This window comes from Pseudonocardia ammonioxydans (assembly GCF_900115005.1).
In the GTDB taxonomy this organism is placed as follows: Bacteria; Actinomycetota; Actinomycetes; order Mycobacteriales; family Pseudonocardiaceae; genus Pseudonocardia; species Pseudonocardia ammonioxydans.
The window spans coordinates 60,274-83,382 of record NZ_FOUY01000016.1; the positions used below are offsets into that span (position 1 = coordinate 60,274).

21 protein-coding genes are annotated in these 23,109 nt (G+C 75.2%); 9 read left to right on the plus strand and 12 right to left on the minus strand.

Going from position 1 to position 23,109, the window contains the following annotated elements:
- Positions 1-47 precede the first annotated feature (47 nt).
- From BM093_RS16710 to BM093_RS16725, 4 genes are read left to right on the plus strand one after another with little or no spacing between them, the layout of a single operon-like run.
- Positions 48-2,366 (plus strand): xanthine dehydrogenase family protein molybdopterin-binding subunit, encoded by a 2,319-nt coding sequence (locus BM093_RS16710; RefSeq protein WP_093344146.1) that lies wholly within the window; start codon positions 48-50, stop codon positions 2,364-2,366.
- A gap of 1 nt (position 2,367) precedes the next feature.
- Complete coding sequence (locus BM093_RS16715; protein ID WP_093344149.1) at positions 2,368-2,880, plus strand: (2Fe-2S)-binding protein; 513 nt, start codon at positions 2,368-2,370, stop codon at positions 2,878-2,880.
- A complete protein-coding gene (locus BM093_RS16720; protein WP_093344383.1) occupies positions 2,877-3,587 on the plus strand; it encodes a ThuA domain-containing protein in 711 nt (236 codons plus the stop codon). Before BM093_RS16715 ends, BM093_RS16720 begins: the two co-directional genes overlap by 4 nt.
- Entirely contained in the window at positions 3,584-4,006 is a 423-nt protein-coding gene (locus BM093_RS16725) for a nuclear transport factor 2 family protein (RefSeq protein ID WP_245773575.1), read from the plus strand. Before BM093_RS16720 ends, BM093_RS16725 begins: the two co-directional genes overlap by 4 nt.
- Here BM093_RS16725 and BM093_RS16730 read toward each other — a convergent pair.
- Positions 3,978-5,216 carry a glycosyltransferase gene (locus BM093_RS16730; protein ID WP_093344152.1) on the minus strand — a complete coding sequence of 413 codons (1,239 nt, stop codon included), beginning with the start codon at positions 5,214-5,216 and terminating at the stop codon, positions 3,978-3,980. The two genes, BM093_RS16725 and BM093_RS16730, sit on opposite strands and share 29 nt — an antisense overlap.
- Positions 5,217-5,290: 74 nt before the next feature.
- Between BM093_RS16730 and BM093_RS16735 the strand changes: the two genes are divergently transcribed.
- Positions 5,291-6,685 carry a cytochrome P450 gene (locus BM093_RS16735; protein ID WP_245773576.1) on the plus strand — a complete coding sequence of 465 codons (1,395 nt, stop codon included), beginning with the start codon at positions 5,291-5,293 and terminating at the stop codon, positions 6,683-6,685.
- A gap of 5 nt (positions 6,686-6,690) precedes the next feature.
- The gene (locus BM093_RS16740) at positions 6,691-7,782 is read left to right on the plus strand and encodes a glycosyltransferase (RefSeq protein WP_093344387.1); all 1,092 of its coding nucleotides are present in this window, start codon (positions 6,691-6,693) and stop codon (positions 7,780-7,782) included.
- A 16-nt stretch (positions 7,783-7,798) separates the two neighbouring features.
- Here the strand turns inward: BM093_RS16740 and BM093_RS16745 are convergent, their stop codons facing one another.
- Positions 7,799-8,686: a polysaccharide pyruvyl transferase family protein gene (locus tag BM093_RS16745; RefSeq protein ID WP_093344158.1), complete on the minus strand. Its 888-nt coding sequence runs from the start codon at positions 8,684-8,686 to the stop codon at positions 7,799-7,801.
- A gap of 160 nt (positions 8,687-8,846) precedes the next feature.
- Here BM093_RS16745 and BM093_RS16750 point away from each other — a divergent pair, with 160 nt between their 5' ends.
- Positions 8,847-10,433 (plus strand): HAD-IIIA family hydrolase, encoded by a 1,587-nt coding sequence (locus tag BM093_RS16750; protein ID WP_245773577.1) that lies wholly within the window; start codon positions 8,847-8,849, stop codon positions 10,431-10,433.
- A gap of 11 nt (positions 10,434-10,444) precedes the next feature.
- On the plus strand, positions 10,445-10,927 hold the full coding sequence (locus BM093_RS16755; protein ID WP_177238523.1) for a hemerythrin domain-containing protein: 483 nt from the start codon (positions 10,445-10,447) through the stop codon (positions 10,925-10,927).
- Between the two features lie 70 nt (positions 10,928-10,997).
- On the opposite strand, the gene BM093_RS16760 is transcribed toward BM093_RS16755, so the two are convergent.
- From BM093_RS16760 to surE, 10 genes are all read right to left on the minus strand, one after another.
- Positions 10,998-13,007, minus strand: a complete 2,010-nt coding sequence (locus tag BM093_RS16760) for a CocE/NonD family hydrolase (RefSeq protein ID WP_093344392.1) — start codon at positions 13,005-13,007, stop codon at positions 10,998-11,000.
- 10 nt (positions 13,008-13,017) lie between these two features.
- The gene (locus tag BM093_RS16765) at positions 13,018-14,295 is read right to left on the minus strand and encodes an ATP-grasp domain-containing protein (protein WP_218162802.1); all 1,278 of its coding nucleotides are present in this window, start codon (positions 14,293-14,295) and stop codon (positions 13,018-13,020) included.
- 214 nt (positions 14,296-14,509) lie between these two features.
- Entirely contained in the window at positions 14,510-15,742 is a 1,233-nt protein-coding gene (locus BM093_RS16770) for a PP2C family protein-serine/threonine phosphatase (protein WP_143105410.1), read from the minus strand.
- Positions 15,743-15,806: 64 nt separating this feature from the next.
- A complete protein-coding gene (locus BM093_RS16775; RefSeq protein WP_093344167.1) occupies positions 15,807-16,742 on the minus strand; it encodes an alpha/beta hydrolase fold domain-containing protein in 936 nt (311 codons plus the stop codon).
- Between the two features lie 52 nt (positions 16,743-16,794).
- On the minus strand, positions 16,795-17,247 hold the full coding sequence (locus BM093_RS16780) for a hypothetical protein (protein ID WP_093344170.1): 453 nt from the start codon (positions 17,245-17,247) through the stop codon (positions 16,795-16,797).
- Positions 17,238-19,577 carry a molybdopterin oxidoreductase family protein gene (locus BM093_RS16785; protein ID WP_093344173.1) on the minus strand — a complete coding sequence of 780 codons (2,340 nt, stop codon included), beginning with the start codon at positions 19,575-19,577 and terminating at the stop codon, positions 17,238-17,240. The genes BM093_RS16780 and BM093_RS16785 overlap by 10 nt, the downstream gene beginning before the upstream one ends.
- Before the next feature lie 47 nt (positions 19,578-19,624).
- Positions 19,625-19,957, minus strand: coding sequence for a plasmid stabilization protein (locus tag BM093_RS16790; RefSeq protein ID WP_218162806.1), 333 nt, complete (start codon positions 19,955-19,957; stop codon positions 19,625-19,627).
- Positions 19,958-20,011: 54 nt separating this feature from the next.
- On the minus strand, positions 20,012-20,284 hold the full coding sequence (locus tag BM093_RS16795) for a hypothetical protein (RefSeq protein ID WP_093344179.1): 273 nt from the start codon (positions 20,282-20,284) through the stop codon (positions 20,012-20,014).
- Between the two features lie 688 nt (positions 20,285-20,972).
- Entirely contained in the window at positions 20,973-21,902 is a 930-nt protein-coding gene (locus BM093_RS16800; protein ID WP_093344182.1) for a 1-phosphofructokinase family hexose kinase, read from the minus strand.
- The gene (gene surE, locus BM093_RS16805; RefSeq protein WP_245773578.1) at positions 21,899-22,645 is read right to left on the minus strand and encodes a 5'/3'-nucleotidase SurE; all 747 of its coding nucleotides are present in this window, start codon (positions 22,643-22,645) and stop codon (positions 21,899-21,901) included. Before surE ends, BM093_RS16800 begins: the two co-directional genes overlap by 4 nt.
- A gap of 105 nt (positions 22,646-22,750) precedes the next feature.
- On the opposite strand from surE, the gene BM093_RS16810 reads away from it, so the two are divergent.
- The gene (locus tag BM093_RS16810; protein ID WP_093344185.1) at positions 22,751-23,098 is read left to right on the plus strand and encodes a DUF3140 domain-containing protein; all 348 of its coding nucleotides are present in this window, start codon (positions 22,751-22,753) and stop codon (positions 23,096-23,098) included.
- Positions 23,099-23,109 lie beyond the last annotated feature (11 nt).

Sequence of the window (23,109 nt, forward strand, 5' to 3'; positions counted from 1 at the left end):
CTAGGGTCCGTCGCAGCAGCATCCCCACCGGTGACGAGGAGGTCCGCATGGGGTCGATGATCGGTGCCGCGGTGGTCCGGAAGGAGGATCCCGCCCTGCTGACCGGCCGCGGGACCTTCGTGGAGGACCTCCGGCTCCCGGGTACCGCCTACATGGCCTACGTGCGCTCCCCGGTCGCGCACGCCCGGATCACCGCGATCGACACGCAGGAGGCCGCCGCCGCGCCCGGCGTGCTCGGCGTGTGGACCCACGCCGACCTGCCGGGTCTCCCGCCGACCCGGTCGGTGCCGGGGATGGAGCGCCCCTGCCTCGCCGACGGCGCGGTGCGCTTCGTCGGGGAGGCGGTGGCCGTCGTCGTCGCGACCGACCGCTACCTCGCCGCCGACGCCGCCGAGCTGGTGGAGGTCGACTACGACGACCTGCCGGTACTGGCGTCTGTGGCGGCCGCGACCGCCGCGGACGCGGCGCCGATCCTGCCCGGTCTCGAGTCGAACGTCGTGCTCGAGCAGGTGCTCTCGGCGACCGACGCCGAGGCGGAGCTGGCCGCCGCGCCGCACCGGATGGCAATCCGGCTGCGCAACCAGCGCTGCGCCGCGGTGCCGATGGAACCGACCGTGTGCCTGGCCGACTGGCAGCACTCCGGGCTCACCGTGTACCTGACCACGCAGACCCCGCACCACATGCGCAACGAGTTCGCGCAGTGGTTCGGGCTGGCCCAGGAGCAGGTGCGGGTGATCGCGCCCGACGTCGGCGGCGGGTTCGGCGCGAAGGCCTCCTGCTACCCCGAGTTCCTGCTCGCCGCGGAGCTGTCCCGGCGGGTGCAGCGGCCGGTGCGCTACGTGGAGACGCGCAGCGAGAACATGACCTCGATGGTGCACGGCCGGGCCCAGGAGCACGACGTCGAGGTCGGTTTCGACGACGACGGCCGGCTGCTGGCGCTGCGGGTGCGGATCACCCAGGACTGCGGCGCCTGGCCGGACACCACCGGGGTCGGGCTGCCGACCCTGACCTCGTTCATGTCCGGCGGCTGCTACCGCATCCCGGTCATCGCGGCGAGCTTCCGGTCGGTCGTCACCAACACGACCCCGGTCGGCTCCTACCGCGGGGCGGGCCGCCCCGAGGCCTCGTACATGATCGAGCGGGTGGTCGACCACGTCGCGGCCGAGCTGGGCCGGGACCCGGTCGAGGTGCGCCGGGTCAACCTGATCCGCCCCGACGAGATGCCCTACGCCACCCAGTTCGAGGGCATCGTCTACGACGAGGCGAACTACCCGGGCTGCCTGGACCTGCTGCTGACCCACGTCGACTACGACGACCTGCGCCGGCGGCGGGACGCGCAGCGCGACGACCCCACCGCCCCGCTGCTCGGCATCGGGTTCTCCACGTTCGTCGAGATGGGCGGCTTCGGCCCGACCCCGCTGTTCGAGCAGTTCGGCTACGTCGGCGGGTGGGAGTCGGCGAACGTCCGGCTCACCACCGACGGCTCCGCGGTGATCAAGGTCGGTACGAGCCCGCACGGGCAGGGGCACAAGACGACGTTCGCGCAGATCGTCGCCGACCAGCTCGGCATCGACATCGACCGGATCTCGCTGCTCCACGGCGACACCGCCACCGTCCAGGAGGGCATCGGGACGATGGGCAGCCGCGGTGCGCCGGTCGGCGGCTCGGCGGTGTTCAAGGCCGCGGACAAGGTGCGGGCCAAGGCGCTGCGGATCGCCGCGCACATGCTCGAGGCCGACGAGTCCGACGTCGAGCTGACCGACGGCACGTTCCGGGTAGCGGGCACGACCGGCCCCACCGTGACCCTCGCCGAGGTGGCGCTGCGGTCGCTGAAGCCGCACCTGCTCCCCGAGGGCGTCGACCCGGGGCTGGAGGAGACCGCCCACCACGAGCCGTCCAACCTGTCCTACCCGTCGGGGGCGCACTGCTGCGTCGTCGAGATCGACCGGGAGACCGGCCGCGTCGACGTCGTCCGCTACGTCGCCGTCGACGACTGCGGCACGGTGATCAACCCGCTGCTGGCCACCGGCCAGATCCACGGCGGGCTCGCCCAGGGCATCGCCCAGGCGTTGTACGAGGAGGTCTCCTACGACGAGGACGGGCAGCCCCGTACCGGCAACCTGGTCACCTACACGGTGCCGGCCGCCGAGGACCTGCCGCCCTACGAGACCCACCACCTGGTCACCCCGACCTCGTTCAACCCGCTGGGGGCGAAGGGGCTCGGCGAGTCCGGCGCCACCGCGGCCCCGCAGGCCGTGGTCAACGCCGTGGTGGACGCGCTGTCCCACCTCGGGGTCCGCGACGTGGAGATGCCCTGCACCCCGGCGAAGGTCTGGGGCCTGCTGAACACCGCGAACGGGAGCTGACATGTCCCACCACAAGGTCCGGATCAGTGTCAACGGCGTGCCGGGCGAGGACGAGGTCGAGTCCCGCCGGCTGCTGGTGCACTACCTGCGCGAGACCCGCGGCCTGACCGGCACGCACGTCGGCTGCGACACGTCGAACTGCGGTGCCTGCACCGTGCTGCTCGACGGGATGACCGTCAAGTCGTGCACGGTGCTCGCGGTGGCGGCCGACGGGTCCGAGGTGCTCACCGTGGAGGGCCTCGCCGACGACGAGGCGATGTCGCCGGTGCAGGAGGGCTTCCGCGCCTGCCACGGGCTGCAGTGCGGGTACTGTACGCCGGGCATGGTGATGGCGGCGACCGGTCTGCTGCTGGAGAACCCCGCTCCCGACGAGGCCGAGATCCGCGCCGGGATCGAGGGCAACCTCTGCCGGTGCACCGGATACCAGATGATCGTCGACTCGGTGCGGTGGGCGGCGGAGAACGGGGGCGCCGGGACGGCGGCGACCACGCACGCGGAGCGCGCGTCCTCGTGAGCCGGCGCGCGGTCGTGCTCTCCGGCGGCCTGACCCACGACTTCCCCGCGACGACCGGGTGCCTGGCCGAGCTGCTGGAGGACGCCGGGTTCGATGTCGACGTCCACACCGGAACGTCCGGTGTGGACTCGGCGTTGACAGCGCTGCCGGGCGCGGCACTGCTGGTGGTGAACGCGCTGCGGTGGACGATGACCTGCTCCGGGACCCCCGAGCGGTACCGCGTGCAGGCCGGCGTGGAGGCCGCCAGCCCGTCGCCGCGGGCCCGCGACGCGCTCGGCGCGCACCTCGCCGCGGGTGGTGGGGTGCTCGGCATGCACACCGCGACGCTCTGCTTCGACGACTGGCCCGGCTGGGCGGACACGCTCGGCGCCCGCTGGGAGTGGGGGCACTCGCACCACCCGCCGCTCGGGCCACCGATCCGGGTCACGGTCGGCGAGGGCCACCCGGTGGTCGACGGCGTCGACGACTTCACCGTCGTCGACGAGGTCTACTCCGACCTGCGCACCGCACCCGGCCTCGCCGCGCTCGCGAGCGCGGCGACACCGGGCGCCGAGGTGCCCGGGGCCGTGCAATCGATGCTCTGGGCCCGCGAGCACGGTGGCGGCCGGGTCGTCTACGACGCGCTGGGCCACCACCCGCCCTCCTACGCGGTGCCCGAGCACCGGGAGATCGTGCGGCGGGCCATCACGTGGGTGACGGCGGGATGAGCGACACCGGGATGGGCGGGCCGGGAACGGCCGCCGATGCGCGCGCGGCGGCGGAGCGCTTCCTCGCCGCGGTGGAGGCCCGCGACGCCCGCGCCGCCGGTGCCTGCTTCGCCCCGGACGCCGAGTACGCGAACGTCCCGCACCCGCCGGTGCGCGGGCCGGCCGGGGTCGAGGGGATGCTCGCCCCGATCCTGGACCGGTCGGAACGGGTCCGGTGGGAGATCGTCACCGCGAGCTACACGCCGCGGCGGGCGTGGCTGGAGCGGGTGGACCGGTTCGTCGTCGACGGCCAGGAGTACGCGGTCGCCTGCAACGGTGTCCTGGAGGTCGACGACACCGGCCTGATCTCGGCGTTCCGCGACTACGTCGATCTCGGCCCGTGGCGGGAGCTCATCGGCCCCGTCCTGCGGGGACGGTGAGCCGGTACGCCGGCTCGCCGGCCGGTGCCGTGGCGCCGGCCCCGGCGCTCCGGTAGACCGCGAGCACCTGCTCGGCGATCCGGTCCCAGGCGTAGGCCGCCACCACGCGGCGCCGCCCGGCCGCACCCAGCGCCGCGGCGCGGTCCGGGTCGCCGGTCAGCTCCCGCAGCGCCGCGGCCAGCGCCCGCGGGTCGCGCGGCGGGACGTGCAGGCCCGTCCGGCCGCACCGGACGGTCTCCTGCAGCCCGCCGACGCGGCTGGCAACCACCGGCCGCCCGCAGGCCATCGCCTCCAGCGGCACGATGCCGAACGGCTCGTACCACGGCGCGCACACCACGACGTCGGACGAGCGCAGCAGCTCCGGCACCTCGTCGCGGCGGACCGCGCCGGTGAACCGGACCCGGTCACCGACCCCGGCCTCCCCGGCGAGCCGGCGCAGCCGGGCCACGTCCGGATCGGTCGCCGGATCGTTCCCGCCCCCGGCGACGACCAGCTCGGCGCCCGGCACGTCGGCGAGCGCCTGCACCGTCTCGTCGGCCCCCTTGCGCCGGACCAGCCTGCCGAGCACCAGCAGCCGGGGCGCGGCACCGCGCGGGGCCGCCGGGCCGTCGGGGGTGAACATGCGGGTGTCCACCCCCGACCCCACGGTGTCGATCGAGGCCGCCGGTACGCCGAGCCGCACCAGCTCCGCAGCCTCGTCCGGGCAGGAGGCGATCACCCGCCGGGCCCGGCGGGCCACCGCGGTCTCCACCCGGATCCGGCCGTCCGGGCTGGTGTCCCCCGCGCCCTGGTGGCGGCGCTTGACCGACCCGAGCGCGTGGAAGGTCTGCACCAGTGGCGTGCCCCGCTGCCGGGCCGGGCCGGTCGCGGCCCAGCCGGACATCCAGAAGTGGCCGTGCACCACGTCCGGCCGGTCGGTGCGCCAGGCCCGGCCCAGCCCCGCCGACAGCTCCGGGATGTGGTCGACGAGCTCGTCCTTCGGGATCGGCTCCGCGGGTCCCGCCGGGACGTGCCGCACCCGCACCGACGGCGCCAGCTCGACGACCTCGGCCGTGGCCGGGTCGTCCCGGCGGGTGCACACGGTGACGTCGTGCCCGGCCCGGCCCAGCGCCAGTGCCAGCTCGCGGACGTGCACGTTCTGCCCGCCGGCGTCCGGGCCGCCCGGATCGACCAGCGGGCTCGCGTGTTCGGAGACCATCGAGATACGCACGCCGGCGCATCGCCGCTGCAGGCCGGTCCAAACCCTGCGGCATGAAACGGTGCTCCCGCGGGTAGCGACCGGGCATGTCCACCCCGCCCTCCCCCGCCATGCATCCCGCGCCACTGCACCCGGGCGGTGGCCCGGACACGCTGCCCGTGCTCTCCGCCGCGGACACCGCACGGCTGGTCGGCAGCGCGCTCGGCCCGATCGTCGCGCAGGGCGTGATCGCCCGCCGGCCCCGGGTGGTCGCGGCAGCCGGGAAGGCCGGCACCGACGACCGGGCGGTCCGGCTGCTGCAGGAGCTGCGCGCCCGCTACGGCGACGGACCGGTCCGGGTGCCGCTGCCCGGGCGGCCCGCCGCGCTGGTGCTCGACGCCGGCGGGGTCCGGCGGGTGCTCACCGAGGGGCCGGAGCCGTTCGCGCCCGCGTCCTGGGAGAAGCGCGGCGCGCTGCGCCAGTTCCAGCCGCACGGCGTGCTGGTCTCGCACGGCGCCGCCCGGACCGAGCGCCGCCGGTTCACCGAGGCCGTGCTGGACACCGGGTCCCCGCTGCACGCCGACGCCGCGCACATCACCGCGGTGGCCCGCGCCGAGACCGCCGCGCTGCGCGACGCCGCCGCCCGGACCGGCGCCTTCGGCTGGGACGAGTTCGTGACCATGTGGTGGCGGGTCGTGCGCCGGATCGTGCTCGGCGACGGTGCCCGCGACGACCACGACCTGACCGACCTCCTGACCCGGCTGCGCCGGCGCGGGAACTGGTCGTTCCTCGCCCCGCGCCGCGCCGACTTGCACCAGCGGTTCGCCACCGGGGTGCGCCGGCACCTCGACCGGGCCGAGGAGGGCAGCCTCGCCGCGCGGATCGCCCGGGCCGCTCCCTCCCCGGACGGCGACGTCGCCCCGGAGGACCAGATCGGGCACTGGCTGTTCGCCTGGGACCCGGCGGCGGCGGTGACGCTGCGGGCGCTGGCCCTGGTCGCCACCCATCCGGACGTCCGCCGCCGGGCCCGCGCCGAGGCGGACGCCGCCCCCGCGGACGGCCCGGCCGAGCTCCCGGTGCTGCGCGGCTGCGTACTGGAGTCCACCCGGCTGTGGCCGACCACCCCGCTGCTGCTGCGCGAGTCCACGACGGCGACGAGCTGGCCGGCCGGCGAGCTCGCCGCCGGCACGTCGGTCCTGGTCCCGACCTGGTTCCTGCACCGCGACGACCGCCGCCGCGCCGACGCCGACCGGCTCGACGTGGACCAGTGGCTCGACGGCGCCGCGGCCGACGACTGGATGCTGACCCCGTTCAGCGGTGGCCACGGCGCCTGCCCGGGCCGCGAGCTGGTGCTGTTCGTCGCCTCGACGGTGCTGGCCGCGCTGCTGGAGGACCACCACGCGGTGCTGCTGCCGCCGGAGTCGTTCGACGCCGCGCGCCCGCTGCCCCGCGGGCTCAACCCCTACGCGTTGCGGTTCGGTCTGTCCCGGGCGGCGGCATGAGACCGCTGCGGATCCTGCTGTGGCACGTGCACGGCTCCTGGACCGGCTCGTTCGTGGCCGGGCCGCACCACTACCTGCTGCCGGTGCTGCCCGGCGGCGGGCCGTGGGGGCGCGGCCGCTGCGGCCGGGACTGGCCCGCGACGGCGCACGAGGTCCCCGCCGCCGAGCTCGCCGGGACCGATGTGGACGTCGTCGTGCTGCAGCGGCCCGAGGAGGCGGCGCTGGCCGAGGGCTGGCTGGGCCGGCGGCCCGGGGTGGACGTGCCCGCGGTGTACGTGGAGCACAACGCCCCGCCGGAGCACGCGGTCCGCTCCCGGCACCCGGTGGCCGGGTGGCCGGGTGTGCCGCTGGTGCACGTCACGCACTTCAACGAGCTGATGTGGGACTGCGGGGACGCCCCGACCACGACGGTGCCGCACGGGATCGCCGACCCCGGTCCGCTGTGGACCGGTGAGCTGGACCGGGCGGTCGCGCTGATCAACGAGCCGGTGCGCCGGGGCCGGGTCACCGGCAGCGACCTGCTCCCCCGGTTCGGTGCGGCGGTCCCGGTGGACCTGTTCGGCATCGGCACCGACGGCGTGACCGCCGCCGACCTCGGCCGGCCCGCGGAGGCCGACGTGCGCGGCCTCGGTGACGTCGCCCAGTCCGGCCTGCACCCGCGGATGGCCCGGCGCAGGCTCTACCTGCACACCGCCCGCTGGACCTCGCTCGGCCTGTCCCTGCTGGAGGCGATGGCGCTGGGGATGCCGGTGGTGGCCCCGGCGACGACCGAGGCCGCGGTCGCCGTCCCGCCCGCGGCCGGGGTGGTGGGGACCTCGGTGCGCGACCTCGTCGAGGGCGCACGCCGGCTGGCCACCGACCGGGGGCGGGCCGCGGCCGCCGGTGCGGCGGCGCGGGCGCACGTGCTGGAGCACTTCGGCCTGGCCCGGTTCCTGCACCGGTGGGATGCGGTGCTGGACGCGGTGGTCGCCGGCCGGGCTGTGCCCCCCGTGGAACCCGCACGGACGGCCACGGAGTTCCCCGCCGAGCCTGCGCGGACGACCGCGGAGCCCCCGGCCGGGCCGGAGCCGACCGCCGCGGGGTCGCGGCCCGCCTGACCCCGCCCGGGGGCGCTCACCCGGCCGTCTCCTCCTGCAGCGCGGTCAGGACCGGGTCCGTGCCGCGTCCGGCCGCGAGGGTGCGGGCCCGGCCGGCCGCGTCGGTGCACCAGCGCCACGCCTGGTCGAGGGTGGCACGGCCGCACGGTCCGGTGACGTCGTCGGCGTCGAGCACCGGCCAGCCGAGCACGCGTCCCTGCGCCGCGACCTTCGCCCCGCCGGCGACCGGGTCGACGGCCAGCACCGGCACCCCGGCGCGCAGTCCGAGCACCAGGCCGTGCAGCCGGGTCGTCACGACGACGTCGAGCCGCTCGAGCACCGCCCGGAACTGGTCGGCGGTGGCGGCGTGGCGCCAGTCGCGCGGGTCGACCCGGGTGTCGAGCGGGAGCCGGGCGGCGTCCAGGCCGGTCAGCCAGTCCTCCAGGGCGGTGTGCACGGCGTCGTGCCGGCGCCGGTCGCCGTACTCGGGCTGGCCGGGCGCGAGCACCACGCCCACCACCGGGACCGGCAGCGGGTCCGGCGCGTGCCGGCACAGGTCCGCGGTGGCCGCGGGCGAGCCGCCGGTGTCGCGGGCGAGGATCCGGTCGAACCCGGTCGCGGCCGGGTCCGCGGGATCCGGCACGGACACGCCCACCGCGATCCGCCGGGCCGCGGCGAAGCGCTCGTGCAGCGCGGCGACCTGGCGCCCGCGGACGGGTCCGCAGGCGAACACCAGCAACGAGCAGCCGTGCGGGTCCACCGACGTCGCCGACTCGGCCGCCGCGTCGAGCACCGGGCTGAACAGCTGCTCGACCCGGCGCCCGGGCCCGCGCAGTGCCTCGGCGACCCGTGCCATGGCGAGCAGGTCGCCCGCGGTCGCCTCACCGTCGACGAAACTCGGCCACCCGGCCACCACGATGCGCACGGCGGCCCGGCTACCCGGGCCCCGCCCGACCATGCCGGCCTGCCGCCCGCCGGGGGGGCGTTTGTGCCCGGTCACCCCGGGTAGGAGTGCGCCGGTCCGCGACGGCGGGCCGGTGATCGTGGTGATCAGGAGGTGCGATGCGCAGCCCCGGAGGTACGGAGTGACGGCCGCCGGACGGATCAGCGTGGTCATCCCGACCACGGGGCGGGCCCGGCTCGCCCGCGTGCTCGACGATGTGTGCACGCCGGGCGGCGTGCTCGCCGAGGTCATCGTCGTCGACGACCGCCGGGGCGCCGGCACACCGCTGCCCGGGATCCGGCCTCGCTACGGGGCACCGCCGGTCCGGGTGCTGCGCACCGGCGGCCGCGGTCCGGCCGCCGCCCGCAACGCGGGGTGGCGCGCGGCGGGGCCGGGCTGGGTCGCGTTCGTCGACGACGACGTCGAACCCGGCCGGGAGTGGGCGGCCGGGCTGGCCCGTGACCTCGCCGGGGTCGCGGACGGGGTGGGCGCCGTGCAGGCCCGGATCGCGGTCCCGCTCCCCGCCGACCGCCGGCCCACCGACGCCGAGCGCAACACCGCGGGCCTGGCCACCGCCCGGTGGATCACCGCGGACATGGCCTACCGCACGGGCGCGCTCGCCGCGGCCGGTGGGTTCGACGAGGGGTTCCCCCGGGCCTACCGGGAGGACGCCGATCTGGCGCTGCGGGTGCGTTCGGCCGGGTACCGGATCGTCGTCGGGGACCGGGTCACCACGCACCCGGCCCGGGCGGGCGGCCCGCTGGCCAGCGTGCGCGCCCAGGCCGGCAACGCCGACGACGCCCGGATGCGCCACAAGCACGGCCGCGGGTGGCGCGAGGCCACCGGCGCCGGCCCGGGCATGCTCGGCACCCACCTGCTCACCACGGCCGCCGCGGCGGTCGCCGCGGTCGCCGCGGCGGCCGGGTGCCGCGGCACCGCCCGGGCCGCCGCCGGTGTCTGGGCCGGGTCGACCGCGGCGTTCGCGGCGCGGCGGATCCGGCCCGGTCCGCGCACCCCGGCCGAGGTCGCCACGATGGTGCTGACCAGCGCGCTGATCCCGCCCGCGGCCGTCGGGCACCGGATCGCCGGTGAGCTGCGCGCGCGCCGGCTGCCGGCCGCGATCCTGTTCGACCGCGACGACACGCTGGTCCACGACGTGCCCTACTGCGACGACCCGGACCGGGTGGTGCCCGTCGACGGTGCCGGCGCCGCGCTCGACCGGGCCCGGGCCGCGGGCATCGCGACCGGGGTGGTCACCAACCAGTCCGGGGTGGCCCGCGGGCTGATCGCCCCGGAGGCGCTGAGCGCGGTGAACGCGCGTGTGCAGGAGCTGCTCGGCCCGTTCGGCACCTGGCAGGTCTGCGTGCACGACGAGAGCGGTGGCTGCGGCTGCCGCAAGCCCGAACCCGGCATGGTGCGCGCCGCGGCCCGGGCGCTCGGGGTGCCGCCCCGGGACTGCGTCCTGGTCGGCGACACCGGGGCCGACGTCGACGCGGCACGGGCCGCCGGCGCCCGGGCCGTGCTGGTGCCGACCCCGCGCACCCGGCCCGAGGAGATCCGTGACGCCCACCGGCACGCCCGGGTCGCGCCCGACCTCGGCGCCGCCGTCGACCTCGCACTCGGCCTCCCGCCACGCCCCAGCAGCCGGACACCCGGGTGCGGCCGGACGCCCGGCGATGGACGGCGCCCGGGTTTGGACCGCGCAGCACCGGTGATACCCCGACCGTGACACCTGATCCCGTGACACCTGATCCCGGGCACGAGGACGTGGTCGACGTCCTCGCCGACGACCACCGCACGCTGCTCGCCCTGCTCGACCACGCAGCGGCGGCCGACCCCGGCCCGCAGCGCTCCGACCTGGCGTTGCGCGCGGTCAACGCCGTCCGCCGGCACTGTGCCACCGAGGAGCGGCTGCTCCACCCGGTGTTGCGCCGTCACCTCGACGACGGCGAGCGGTGCGCCGAGCACGACACCGAGGAACACGAGCAGCTGGAGGAGCTGGCCACGGCGCTCCTCGACGCCGGGCCGGGCTCGCCCGCGGCCGGGGACCTGCTGCACCGGCTGACGACCTCGACCCGGCACCACGTCGAGGGTGTCGAGGGCCGGCGGCTGCCGGTGCTGCGCGAGCGGCTCACGGTGACCGAGCTCCAGGAGCTGGCCCGCGAGGCGCGGGCCGACCTGCACTCCGACGACCGGCCGGGTCCGGCGACGATGCTCGGGTGAGCGGTGCGACCGCGCCGAGTACGGCCCCGGCGTCCGCCGCGCCGGGCGCGACGGACGCCGGGGCCCGAGCTCAGACCAGGTCGCGGCGCAGCGACCTCGAACGGTCGATCGAGGCGATCCGCGCCTCACCGTGGTAGGCGTCCGTCGTGGCGTGCAGGTGGAAGTTCTCCGCGTCGGAGGTCTGCACGGCCCGGGTGACCGACGTGGTCGCGTGCTCGCCCCGGCGGAAGGTCACCGTGGACGTCACCTCACCGCGTACCGAGTCGTAGTCGTCGCCGCGGGCGCTGTAGCGCTCCTCGACCCGCTGGTCGACCTCCAGCCCGTCCGGGAACCTCTTGCGGCCGAGATCCTTGACGACCAGCAGTTCCGAGACGTAGTCGACGAGATCGCGGCGGACCTCCCAGCGCTGCTCACCGGGGCGCACCTGCTGCACCTCCAGCGGGGTGACCCCCTCCGCCGGGCCGAACGGCTCGGCGTCGGGGGCGTCGCCGTCGCGTACCGGCAGGGTCAGCGACGACCGCCCGGCCGTCACCGCCAGCTGTACCGGTTCCGGCGACGGCCAGGCCAGCGGCCAGTACGACGTGGACAGCGAGACCCGGATCCGGTGCCCCGGGCTGAACCGCTGCGCGACCCCGTTGAGCGGGACCCGGACCTGGTACCCGCGGCCGGGCTCCAGCGGTGCGGGGTCGGCGTGCGAGTCGCGGTGGGTCAGGTTCAGCAGTCCGTAGGTGACCCGGGTGGCGGCCCCGTCCGGGCTCACGTCCGACAGCCGCGCCGCCACCATCGCGACCGGCTTGTCCACGGTGATCTGCAGGTCGAGCTCCGGCGCGCCGAGGATCTCCACCGGGGCGTCCAGCGGCTCGGTCTCGAACACCAGCGAGCCGCCGTCCTCCTCACGCTGGTCGTAGGGCAGGTCCGGCGGCGCGTTGTAGGAGCACCACTTGCCGCCGAACTGGCCGACCGACAGCGGTGAGCTGACCATCAGCTCGGCCTCCGGGCCGGTGTCCCCCGGCTCGCCGAGCCGGCCCGCCAGCAGCGGCCGCTGCTCGGCCGTCACGTGCGGCGACGGCCACGACGGGTCGGACACCCAGCGGCCCGGCCGGTCCTCGTAGGCCGTCGAGGGCGGCACGCTGTCCTGCATCCAGGTGTAGAGGCGCGGCCCCTCGTCGACGCCGTTGTCCACATCGGCCAGCCAGTGCCCGAACCACCGCACGAGCTCCTGCAGGAACCCGATCGCGGGCCCGGGGCGGCCCAGGTGCGGGTAGGTGTGCGACCAGGGCCCGATCATGCCCTGGCGGGGCACGTCGAGATGCTCCAGCAGCCGGAAGACCGCGTTCGAGTACCCGTCGGCCCACCCGCTGGCGGCCAGCACCGGGCACTCGATCGCGGCGAAGTCCTCGCACACCGACCCGTGCCGCCAGTAGTCGTCGCGGCGCTGGTGCTCGAGCCACTTCTCCGCCCAGAGCCCGCTGCCGTGCAGCCGCTCCAGCCAGACGTCCTGCCAGTCGTCGCCGAGCCCCTCCGGGTCGGGCGGCAGGGCGTTGTCCGACTGCATCACCGACGCCCAGGACAGGTTGTCCCCGAGCAGGCAGCCGCCCATGTAGTGCACGTCGTCGGCGTAGCGGTCGTCGGTGGAGCAGACCGTGGCGATCGCCCCGAGCGACGGCGGGCGGCGGGCGGCGACCTGCAGCGCGTTGAACCCTCCCCAGGAGATGCCCATCATCCCGGTCCGGCCGTTGGACCACGGGCGGTCGGCCAGCCAGGCGAGCACCTCCCGGGCGTCGTCGAACTCCTGCTCCAGGTACTCGTCGGCGAGCACGCCGCGCGAGTCGCCGCTGCCGCGCAGGTCCACCCGCACCCCGGCGATCCCGTGCCCGGCCAGGTACGGGTGGTGCACCGAGTCGCGGACCGCGGTCATGTCCCGCAGCCGGTACGGGATGAACTCGAGCACCGCCGGCACCGGCTGGTCGGTCTCCGGCCGCCAGATCCGCGCGGCCAGTGTCGTCCCGTCGCTCAGGGTGATCCGGGTGTCCTCGCACCGCACCTTGTGCGGCAGGTCCTTCGGGTCGATGGTGCGCAACCGCTCCCCCTCACGCGTCGAACGCGAACGGGAGCAGCTCGGCACAGCGCCGGTACCGATCGGCGAGGTCCCGCTCGTCGTTCCCGCTGACGTAGATGTTCGCGATCTTGAAGCTGTAGCTGTCCTGGTCCGGGAGCTCGCTGAGCCGGTCGCCCTCGGCCACGATCACGTCCACCGTGGTCCCGGGGACGGACCGCTGCACCTCCTCGACCTCCTCGGCCGTCGGGACCCGCCGGGCGACGCCGTCCTCGAGCCGGCGCAGGAAGTACTTCGCCGACGCCGCGTACCGGCCCTCCCGGTACGGCATCTCCGGGTCCTGGCCCAGCGCCAGGCGCACCATCGCGCGGTGGTTCGCCGCGCCGTCGACGTCGGTGAACAGCTCCGCGTGCGACTGCGAGTGCCGCGGGTTCACCTCGAGGACGGTGAGCCGGTCGCTGTCGGGGTCCCAGAAGAACTCGACGTTGAGCGTGGTGTCGTTGAGCCCCACCCGGCGGACGATCTTCGCGGTGACGTCGGTCATCCGCTCGACGACCTGCTCGGGCACCGAGGACGGGTAGACGAACCGGTCCTGGCTGGGGACGTCGTCGCGGTTGATCGTGTCCACCGCGCCGAGCACGTGCAGCTCGCCGTCGCGGGCCCAGCCCTCGAGGGTGACCTGGCGGCCCGCGACGGCCTCCTCGGCCACGCAGACCCGCCCGTCGCCGTCCCGGATCTCCGCCGGGAGGTCGACCTTCGCGAGCAGCTCCTCGAACGGTTCGCCGACCCGCCCGATGCCCTCGGAGATCTCGGCGAGCGCGGCCCGGAAGCCCTCGTCGTCCTCGACCCGGATGGCGAGGTCCGAGGAGAACGACTTGACCGGCTTCACCCACATCGGATAGCGGACGTTCTCCGGCGGCGCGGTGTCCGCGTCGGGGTCGACCAGCGCGAACGCCGGGTACTCGTCGATCACCGCCCGCTGCTCGAGCCGGCTCCAGTACTTGTGCTCGCAGCGCAGCACGGCGTCCAGGGTCGGGCCCGGCGTGCCGAGGTGCTCGCACAGCAGCGGCACCATCGTGCTCACCGGGAAGTCCCAGAAGCCGATCACGCCGTGGACCGGCCCGGCCTCGTCGAGCTGGGCCTTCGCCTTCTCCAGCAGCTCCAGCACCGGGATCTCGTCGCCGAACTGCAGCTCCTCGATCGTCAGCAGCGGGATGAACCGGTACCGGTCCGCGTCCGGGAGCAGTTCGAGGACCTCGCGGTTGTGGTCGTCGAGACCGGGCACGGCCACGGTCAGCAGCTTCTCGTCCACCTGCGCGCCCCTCCTCAGGAGACCCGACCGCTGCGGCGCGGCCGGGACGCGTCGCACAGGATGTACCGGACGTCGATCACCTGAAGTCTCATGGTCAACGCCTACCCGGCATCCCGGGGGTTCATTCGCCCGTGCGCTCCCCGGGTTTCGGCGGCTCACGATCCGGGTCACGGCGGCACCGCCGCCGGACGGCGACGTGCAGGCCGGGCCGGGTTCAGCCGTGGTCGGACAAACTGGGGAACAGGCGCGGATGACGGTCGGAGGCCCAGTCGAGCACGAGGAGCGTGGCGTCGTCCTGCAGTCGCTCGTTCTGGTGCGCCATGACGGCGGCGGCCAGGCGCCGCAGGGTCTCCGGTGCCGAGAGCTGGTCCTGCTCCGCGCGTTCGGCCATGTCGATCAAGCGTTGCTCGCCGAAGAACCGGCCGTGCCCGTCACGGGCCTCGGTGACCCCGTCGGTGTAGAACAGCACCCGGTCGCCGGGTTCGAGGTGTTCGCGCCCGACGACGCCCGCGGACGTGGCCGCCGGGGCCGTGACGCCCAGCGGCAGGCGGGGAGGCAGCGACAGCTCCTTGACCACCTGACCGCCGCGCAGCAGCAGCGGCGGCGGGTGACCGGCGAGCAGGTAGGTCAGCTCTCCGGTCACGACGTCGAGCCGGCCCAGCGCCGCGGTGACGAAGCGACCCGGGCGGTCGTACTCCTCGAGCAGCGCGTCGGCCCGCTCGGCCTGGGCCGCGAGGTCGCGGACCCCGTCGCGACGCGCATTGCGGATCGCGGTCACGGCCACGGCGGTACTGACCCCGGCCATCAGATCGTGACCGACGCCGTCGAAGATCGCGAGGTCGATCGTGTCGCCCACGGCGTAGTCGTAGGCGTCGCCGGCCACCTCCAGGGCGGGCTCGAGCAGTGCGGAGATCACGACCCGGTCGGTCGCCAGCGTCCGGGGCGCGAGCTGCTGCCACAGCAGTTCCGATGCGGGCGACATCGCGCGGGCACGCAGCTGCTGCAGCCACGTGCTCTGCCCGAGCTTGGTCATCAGCAGGTGCCCGACCAGCCCGGCCAGCGCCCACAGCCGTCGGCGCAGGGTCACCCCGTCGACCACGTCGTCGTCCAACTCGACCCGGAGGACCCCGACGCGTTCGGTCCCGTCCAGCAACGGCAGCCACAGGATCCGGTCGCTGTCGTGCTCGCCGCCGACGACGATCTCGGTCAGCTGGTAGGCACGACCACCCGCGGTGCCCTCCACCGATATCGCGGCTCCGGGCGCATCGACCAGCACGACGTGCAGGGTCCGCTGGGCCAGGTCGACCATCAGCACCTCGACGCCGACCCCGGCCGGGCGGACCGCCCGGTCCACCGTCTCGGTGAGCCGCTCGGCCGCGACCAGGTGCGACTCGTCGATCACCGTGGTCAGGATCCGCGCCCACACCGCGTCGTCCGGGTCGTGCACGGCGACGACCGTACCGGCATCCCCGGGCCGTCCGGCCACCCGCCGAGCACGCTCGGGGAGCCGGTCAGCGCCGCAGGAACTCGAGCAGGTGCCGCCGGGCGAGGCGGGCCTCCGGCAGCGGCGGCTGCATGATCCAGTTGTGGAACATGCCCGGGTACTCGTGCAGCTCGATGTCCTGCCCGACCTGCTCGGCGTCGCGCTTCAGCCGGCGTGCGTCCGCGAGCAACAGGTCGCGGGTGCCGACGAACGCGGCGATCCGGCCGAGCCCGCGCAGGTCGGCGTCGACCGGGCTGATCTCCGCATCGTCGAGCGGGGTGCCCGCGGCGTACCAGCGCCCGGCCTGGCGGAGCCCCTCGGTCCCGAGCGCCGGGTCGTGCGGGGCGATCCGGGCCGACAGCGGGTCGCTCACCGCCAGGTCCAGCCACGGGGAGAACAGCCCGATCCGCGACGGCACCGGCTCGCCGCGGTCGCGCAGGAGCTGGGCCAGTGCGAGCGCGAGCGCCCCACCGCAGGAGTCCCCGAGCACGACCCGGTCCTGCGGCGGGTGCGCCGCGAGGAACCGCTCGTAGCTGTGCTGGGCGACCGGCCAGATGTCGCGGTGGTCGGCGCCCGGCGCCAGCGGGTACATCGGCAGCGTCACCGTCGCGCCGAGCCGGTGGACCAGCCAGCGGGCGAGGAACCAGTGGTGCCGGCCGGGCTGCTCGACGAAGCCGCCGCCGTGCAGGTGCAGCACGTGCATGCTCGAACGGGCCCCCTGCGGCGCCCGCAGTGTCCAGCTGTCGTGCCCGTCGACGACCTGGTGTTCCACGTCGGTGACGGCCCGCACCCAGTACGGCGGCCGGGTCAGCGACGGGTCCTGGTGCTCGGCGAGCCGGGCGCGCATGGTCTCGGCGTCGTCGTAGAACTCCGATGTGCGCTGCAGCCGCATCAGCCCGATGGCGGCGCGCGCACGCAGGCTCACCCGATGCGTCGGGCAGGGCTCCGCCTGGGTGTCTGTCATGTGATGCCAGTACCCCGATCGGCAGGCGTTCCACACGGAACCGCGGCCCGGCTCACCCGGCCAGCGCCTGCGGGGCGGCCTGCTCCAGCCGGGTGCGCAGGAACCCCATCTGGTTGCGCACCTGGGGCCGGGCGTACGCGACGGCGTCGAGGGCCTCGCGGTCCCGGGTGGCCTGGGCGGCCTGCCCGACGAGGTCCCAGGTCATCGCGACGAACGACGCGAGCAGGTACAGGTCCTGCAGGTCGCGCAGCAGCCCGAGCGGACCCTCACGCAGCGAGCCGAGCCCCTCGGCCTCGAGCCGCTCGGGCTCGTCGTCGTAGCGCTCGCCGTACCGCTCAGTGAGCGGCGCGAGCCGGGCGACCCGGGCATCGGCCCGGTCCCCCAGCAGGTGCCCGAGGTGGTGCAGGTCGGCCTCGGCGGCGTGCCCGTCGGCGACCAGCCGCCAGGACTCGGCCAGGGTGCGCTCGGCCGCGTGCAGCATCCCCAGGTAGACGGTCAGTCCCACGCTGCCTCCTGCTGTGCGGTGGACGTGCCGGCCGGGGTGGTGACCGGGTCGACCCGGACCCCGGTGAGTTTCAGCTGCGGTTGCTTGGAGACCGGGTCCCATGCGGTCAGCGTGAGCTCGTTGGCGGCCTGCTCGCCGTAGTGGAACGGCACGAAGACGGTGCCCGGCCGTACCTCGGTGATCCGTACCGGTGCCTCGATGCATCCGCGCGGGCTGGAGACCCGCACGGCGTCCCCGGCCACGACGCCGATCCGGCCGGCGTCGTCGGCGGACAGCTCCACCCAGGCCCGCGGGGCGCTCCGTTCGAGCTCCGGCACCCGCCCGGTCTTCGTGCGGGTGTGGAAGTGCTGCACGGTCCGGCCGGTGATCAGCCGCAGCGGGAAGTCGGTGTCCGGGGACCCGGGCGGCGGAGTGTGCTCGACGGCCTTGAGCAGCGCCCGCCCGTCGGCCCGCAACGCGCGGTGCTGCTCGCGGGTGACGGTGGCGCCGGTCAGCAGGTCGTGGCCGTAGGTCTCGCAGCGGTCGGTGTCGGTGGTGAACACGGCATCGGTGTAGAGCCGCGCGGTCCCGGTCGGGGCCTCCTCGGTGACCGGCCACTGGATGCCCGAGTGGTGCCGCAACAGCTCGTAGGTCAGCGCGCTCTGGTCGCACGGACGACCGCGGGAGGCCCGGACCCACTCGGTGAACGCCTCCTCCGGGGTGCGCCACCACGGCAGGGGCCGCCCGGAGCGGGTCCGGAAGTCCATCCGGCGGGCGTAGTCGAGCCACAGGTCGAGATCGCTGCGGGCCTCCCCGGGCGGGTCGACCGCCTGCTCCGACAGGTGCACGGTGCGGTCGGCGTTGGTGAACGTGCCGGTCCGCTCCCCCCACAACGCGGCCGGGAACACGACGTCGGCCAGGGCCGTGGTCTCGGTCGGGTAGGCGTCGGAGACCACCACGAAGACGTCCTCGGAGGAGAGGATCTTCCGGATCCGGCCCAGGTCCGGCATCGACACCGCCGGGTTGGTGCCGGCGATCCACAGGAAGTTGATCGACCCCTGCTCGGCGTAGCGGAACAGCTGCATCGCGTGCGTGGGCGGCGACCAGTGCGGGATGGTGATGGGGTCGACGTCCCACAGCTCGGCGAGCTCGTCGACGTGGGCCTCGTTGTCCCAGTTGCGGAACCCGGGCAGGTCGCCGTCGGCGCCGCACTCCCGGTTGTTCTGCGCGGTCGGCTGCCCGTTCATCTGCAGCACGCCCGCGCCCGGACGGCCGATCATCCCGCGCAGCAGGTGCAGGTTGTTCACGCCGACGGCCGCCGCCGTGGCCTGGTGGGACTGGTAGAAGCCCTGCAGCACCGTCGACAACGGGGCGCGGGCGTCGGCGAAGAGGTCCGCCGCGGCCTGCAGGTCGGCCGGGTCGATCCCGCAGATCTCGCCCACCCGGGCCGGGTCGTAGGGCTCCACCACCGCGGCCAGCTCGTCGTGACCGATCGTGTGTGCCCGCACCCAGTCGTGGTCGACGGCGCCCCGGTGGATCAGCGCCCGGGTGAGCCCGTTGACCAGGGCGACGTTCGTACCGGGCCGGACCGGCAGGTGCACCGTCGCGCGGCGGGCCACCTCGGTGCGCCGCGGGTCGACGCAGACCAGCGCCGGCGGGTCGGGCCCGTCGAGCCGGTCGAGCATCCGCGCCCACAGCACGGTCTGGGTCTCGGCGACGTTGTGTCCGAACAGGAACAACGCGTCGCAGTGCTCGATGTCGTCGTAACTGCCCGGCTGCCCGTCGGCGCCGAAACTCTCCTTCATCGACGCCGCCGCGGTCGCCGTGCACAGCCGGGTGTTGCCGTCCATGTGCGGGGTCCCGAGCCCGGCCTTCCCGATGACGCCGAGCGTGTAGTACTCCTCGGCCATCAGCTGGCCGGAGGTGTAGAAGCCGTGCGAGAGCCCGCCACGGCGTTCCAGCAGCGAGCGGGACCGCTCGACGACCGCCCGCATCGCGGTGTCGTGGTCGACCTCGACCAGGTGGCCGTCGTCGTCGCGCAGCAGCGGCTTCGTGAGCCGGTCCCGGTCGGTGGCCTTCCAGCCGTAGAGGCCCTTGGGGCCCAGCCGGCCACGGTTGACCCGGTCGTCGGCGCGGCCACGGACCCCGACGATCTCGTCGTCGATCACTCCGATGTCCAGGCCGCACCCGTTGCTGCACAACACGCAGGCCGAACGCACCCAGCGTTGCACGTCCTCGGCCCGCACCCCGTCACGCAGGTGCTGGTCCACCCGCTCGGGCCAGGCGGTGCCCGCCGCGTGCGGGGTGCGCGGGCCCCACGGGTCCCGGATGCGGTCGTCCTGATCGGTCATCCCGGAGCCCTACCCGGGTGGACGTGCTCCACACCGGACCACCCGGGTCAGCGGCCGAGTGCGGAGCGCAGCTCGTCCTTGGACATCGACGAGCGCCCGGAGACCCCGGCCCGCTTCGCGTCCTGGTAGAGCTGGTCCTTGGTCTGCCCCTTCGGGCCCTCGCGGCGCCCGGAGCGCTTGCCACCGCGGTGCTCGGGCGAGACGTCCTTGGTCGAGGTCGAGCTCGCCTGGCGGGACTCGCCCTCCTGCGCACGGTCCTTGTTCACCGTGCGGGCGGCGATCTCCTTGGCCCGCTTCTCCGAGGAGCCGCGCTCCTCGGTCTGCTCCTTGATGTGCTCGTACTGACGTTCCCGCTTGTCACTCCATGCCTGCGGCACGATGTCACCTCCGAAACGGGGTCCTGTTCGCGCGATGAGTACCCGGCCCTCGGCCGGTCACACACCCGGACGGGCTGCGGGGGATCCGGACGGGCGCGGGATGTCACCGAACTCCATGAACCAGCGGCGCCGCTCGAGCAGGGCGTCGATGTCGTCGAGGATGCGCCGGCGCCCGGCGGGGGCCAGGTTCGGTGACCTCAGGTCCGCGCTGAGCTTGCCGAGGACGCGGTCGACGGCGGCGAGGGTGGGCACGTGGTGTCCACCGCGGCCGGGAGCGGAGCGGACGGTGTCGGCTTCCCGCTGCTGATCGGTGATCGTGGAGGGCGTCATGGCCTCCGTGTCCCTTCGTGCTGTTGCCGTCCCGGCGGCTGCCGGGGCATGTGGACCGCGATACCACCGGTGCCCCGGCCCAAACGGTCCGGTCGTCGGCATCCCCGTGACGGGCCCGCCGGGTTCGGGAGGGCGAGAGCGTGCACCTCGCCCGGCCCGCCCCCGTCGATCAGCACACTCTCGCCCGCGGCGGAGCAAGACCGTGCGCCTCGCCGGGCCGTACCAGTCGATCAGCACGCTTCCGCCCGCGGCAGGGCAGGACCGTGCAACTCGCCGGACAGCGCCCGCCGATCAGGACGCTGTCGCCCGCGACAGGGCGAGAACGTGCACCTCACCCGGCCCGCCCCTGTCGATCAGCACCGTTCCGCCCGCAGCAGGGCACGACCGTGCAACTCATCCGGCCCCCGCCTGTCGATCAGCACCGTCCCGCCCGCGACGGGGCGACAACGTGCATCTCGCCCGGCCGCTCCTGTCGATCAGCGCACTTCCGCCCTTGGTGGGGCGGGAACGTGCAACTCGTCGAGCAGCGCCTGTCGATCAGCACAGTTCCGCCCGCGGCAGGGCGAGACCGTGCACCTCACCCGGCCCGCGACTGTCGATCAGCACGCTGTCGCCCGGGGGCGGGCGCGCGACGCGGCGCGGCCTGTCGATCAGCGCCTTTCCGCCCGCAGCGTGCGAGGCGCAGGGGTCACTCGAGCGGCTCCAGGCCGACCCGGCCGGCCAGCACCTCGACCGTGTCCGGGCTGCCGGTGCCCAGCCCGTGCCGGACGACGTTCAGCGCCCCGCAGGCCGCGCCGATCCGCAGCGCGGTCTCCCAGTCGTCGCCCGCCGCGAGCCGGGCGGTCATCCCCGCGGTCTGCGAGTCGCCGGCACCGCGGGGTTCGGCGGCCACGACCGGCGGCGGGGTCACCACCAGCACCCGCTCGCCGTCGTAGGCCAGGGCCGGCTCCCCCGCCCGGCTCACCAGCACCCGCCGCGCGCCGTGCCCGTGCAGGTCGCGCAGCGCGGGCACCAGGTCCTCGAGTCCGGTCGACGCGGCGTGCCCGTGCTCGACCAGCTCGTCGTCGGCCACCTTCAGCAGGTCCACACCGGCGTCGACGACCGCCTCCAGCAGCGCGCCGGACAGGTCGGCGACGACCCGGGCACCGTTCGCGGCGAGATCGCGCGCGAGCCGCCGGTAGAGCGAGGCGGGGACCACCGACTCGGCCTGCGGCCCGGACAGCAGCACGGTGCCGCGCTCGAGGCCGGAGGCCAGTGTCAGCTCGTAGAGGCCGTCGAGTTCGTGGCGGTCCAGCGGCGCCGCGTCGTCGGTGGCGATCTCGACGCGCTCGGCACCCGTGCGCCGGTCGTGCACGTAGCCGCCGTTGCGGGTGGCGGAGTGCACGGTCCGCAGCTCGACGCCGTCGATCGCGATCAGCCGCTCCAGCAGGTGCCCGGTCTCGCCGCCGAGCGCCGCGCACAGGCACACCGACGACCCGAGCGAGGCCAGCATCCGCGCCTGCCAGACGCCCTGCCCACCGGCGTGCACGTGCAGCTCGGCCGACCCGGCTCGGTCCTCGACCGTCACCGTGACGATCGGGGACGGGGCGAGCACCGTGATCTGCGGGCGGGCGGTCACCGGGCCGCCCCGACCGGCAGGGCGGGCGGCGTGACCTCGCGCAGGCCGCCGAGCGCGGTGAGCGTCGGGTGGCCCGCCGCGAGCAGCGCCCGGTCGGCACCCGGCTCGGCCGGACGGTCGGTCCCGACCTCGCGCAGCAGCACACCGTCCACTCCGGACTCCTCGACCAGGGTCCGCACCGTGCCCTCCGCGTCGAGCGGGGCGGTACGCAGCTCGCGGTGCTCGTCGGCGGGCCGGTCCGGCACGTTGAGCGAGTAGGTGGACCCGGCCGCGGCGTCGCGCAGCAGCGGCAGGACCGTGCCGACGTGCTCGCGCACGGCGTCCCAGTGCTCGGGCTCGGTCCCGCCGAGCGGCACGTCCAGCGACACCGCCAGCCCCCGGGCGCCGAACTGTCCCGCGGTGAGCGCCGCGCCCACGGTGCCCGAGTGCAGGATCGCGCGCCCCACGTTGGCACCGCGGTTGATGCCCGAGAGCACCAGCTCCGGGGGCGGGTCGAGCCAGCCACCCAGCGCGAGGACGACGATGTGCGCCGGTGCGGCACGCACGGCGTGCGCGGGTGCCCCGGCCAGCGTGGGGCGCTCCTCGGTCACGGTGCGTCCCTGTTCCTGCACGGCGGTCACCGCGGCCGACGCGCCGGAGTACTGCCGGTCCGGGGCGGCGACCACGACGTCGAGTCCGGCACCGGCGGCCACATCGGCCAGCATCGCCAGCCCGGGCGAGTCGATTCCGTCGTCGTTGGTCACGAGAGCTCGGGGGACTGAGGTCACGCACCGGGGTACCCACGACCGGGCGACGGACACATCGCCCGCGGCGGCATCGACCACCCGCGCGCCGGGTAGCCGGGTGGCATGTCCGAACACGTCGACGACGCGCTGTGGGACGAGTTCCACCGCGTGGTGAACATGTCCGCCCGCGAGCTCGACGAGTGGCTCGCCACCGACGCCGCGGGCGAGGAGAGCGAGCCGGACCCGAAGCAGCGGGCCACGCCCGACGGGCGCCGGGTGCTCGACATCCTCCGCAAGCGCCGCGGTGACCTCACCCGCGACGACGCGGAGACGATGCGGGCGGTCGTCGACCACGTGCACGAGGCCCGCCGGGACGACCTGGAGCCCGTGGCGGGCGATGCCGCCTGGCGACGCGACCTCATGCGGATCGGGCACGACCCGCTCGAACCGCCGGAGGGGCGCCGGGGCTGACCGGCTCCGTC

Bases quoted from the DNA above. Each gene is read 5' to 3' on its own strand.
- BM093_RS16775 (WP_093344167.1), bottom strand. From the start codon at position 16,742: ATGACAGACACCCAGGCGGAGCCCTGCCCGACGCATCGGGTGAGCCTG.
- BM093_RS16735 (WP_245773576.1), top strand. From the start codon at position 5,291: ATGTCCACCCCGCCCTCCCCCGCCATGCATCCCGCGCCACTGCACCCG.
- BM093_RS16725 (WP_245773575.1), top strand. From the start codon at position 3,584: ATGAGCGACACCGGGATGGGCGGGCCGGGAACGGCCGCCGATGCGCGC.
- BM093_RS16795 (WP_093344179.1), bottom strand. From the start codon at position 20,284: ATGACGCCCTCCACGATCACCGATCAGCAGCGGGAAGCCGACACCGTC.
- BM093_RS16710 (WP_093344146.1), top strand. From the start codon at position 48: ATGGGGTCGATGATCGGTGCCGCGGTGGTCCGGAAGGAGGATCCCGCC.
- BM093_RS16810 (WP_093344185.1), top strand. From the start codon at position 22,751: ATGTCCGAACACGTCGACGACGCGCTGTGGGACGAGTTCCACCGCGTG.
- BM093_RS16785 (WP_093344173.1), bottom strand. From the start codon at position 19,577: ATGACCGATCAGGACGACCGCATCCGGGACCCGTGGGGCCCGCGCACC.
- BM093_RS16715 (WP_093344149.1), top strand. From the start codon at position 2,368: ATGTCCCACCACAAGGTCCGGATCAGTGTCAACGGCGTGCCGGGCGAG.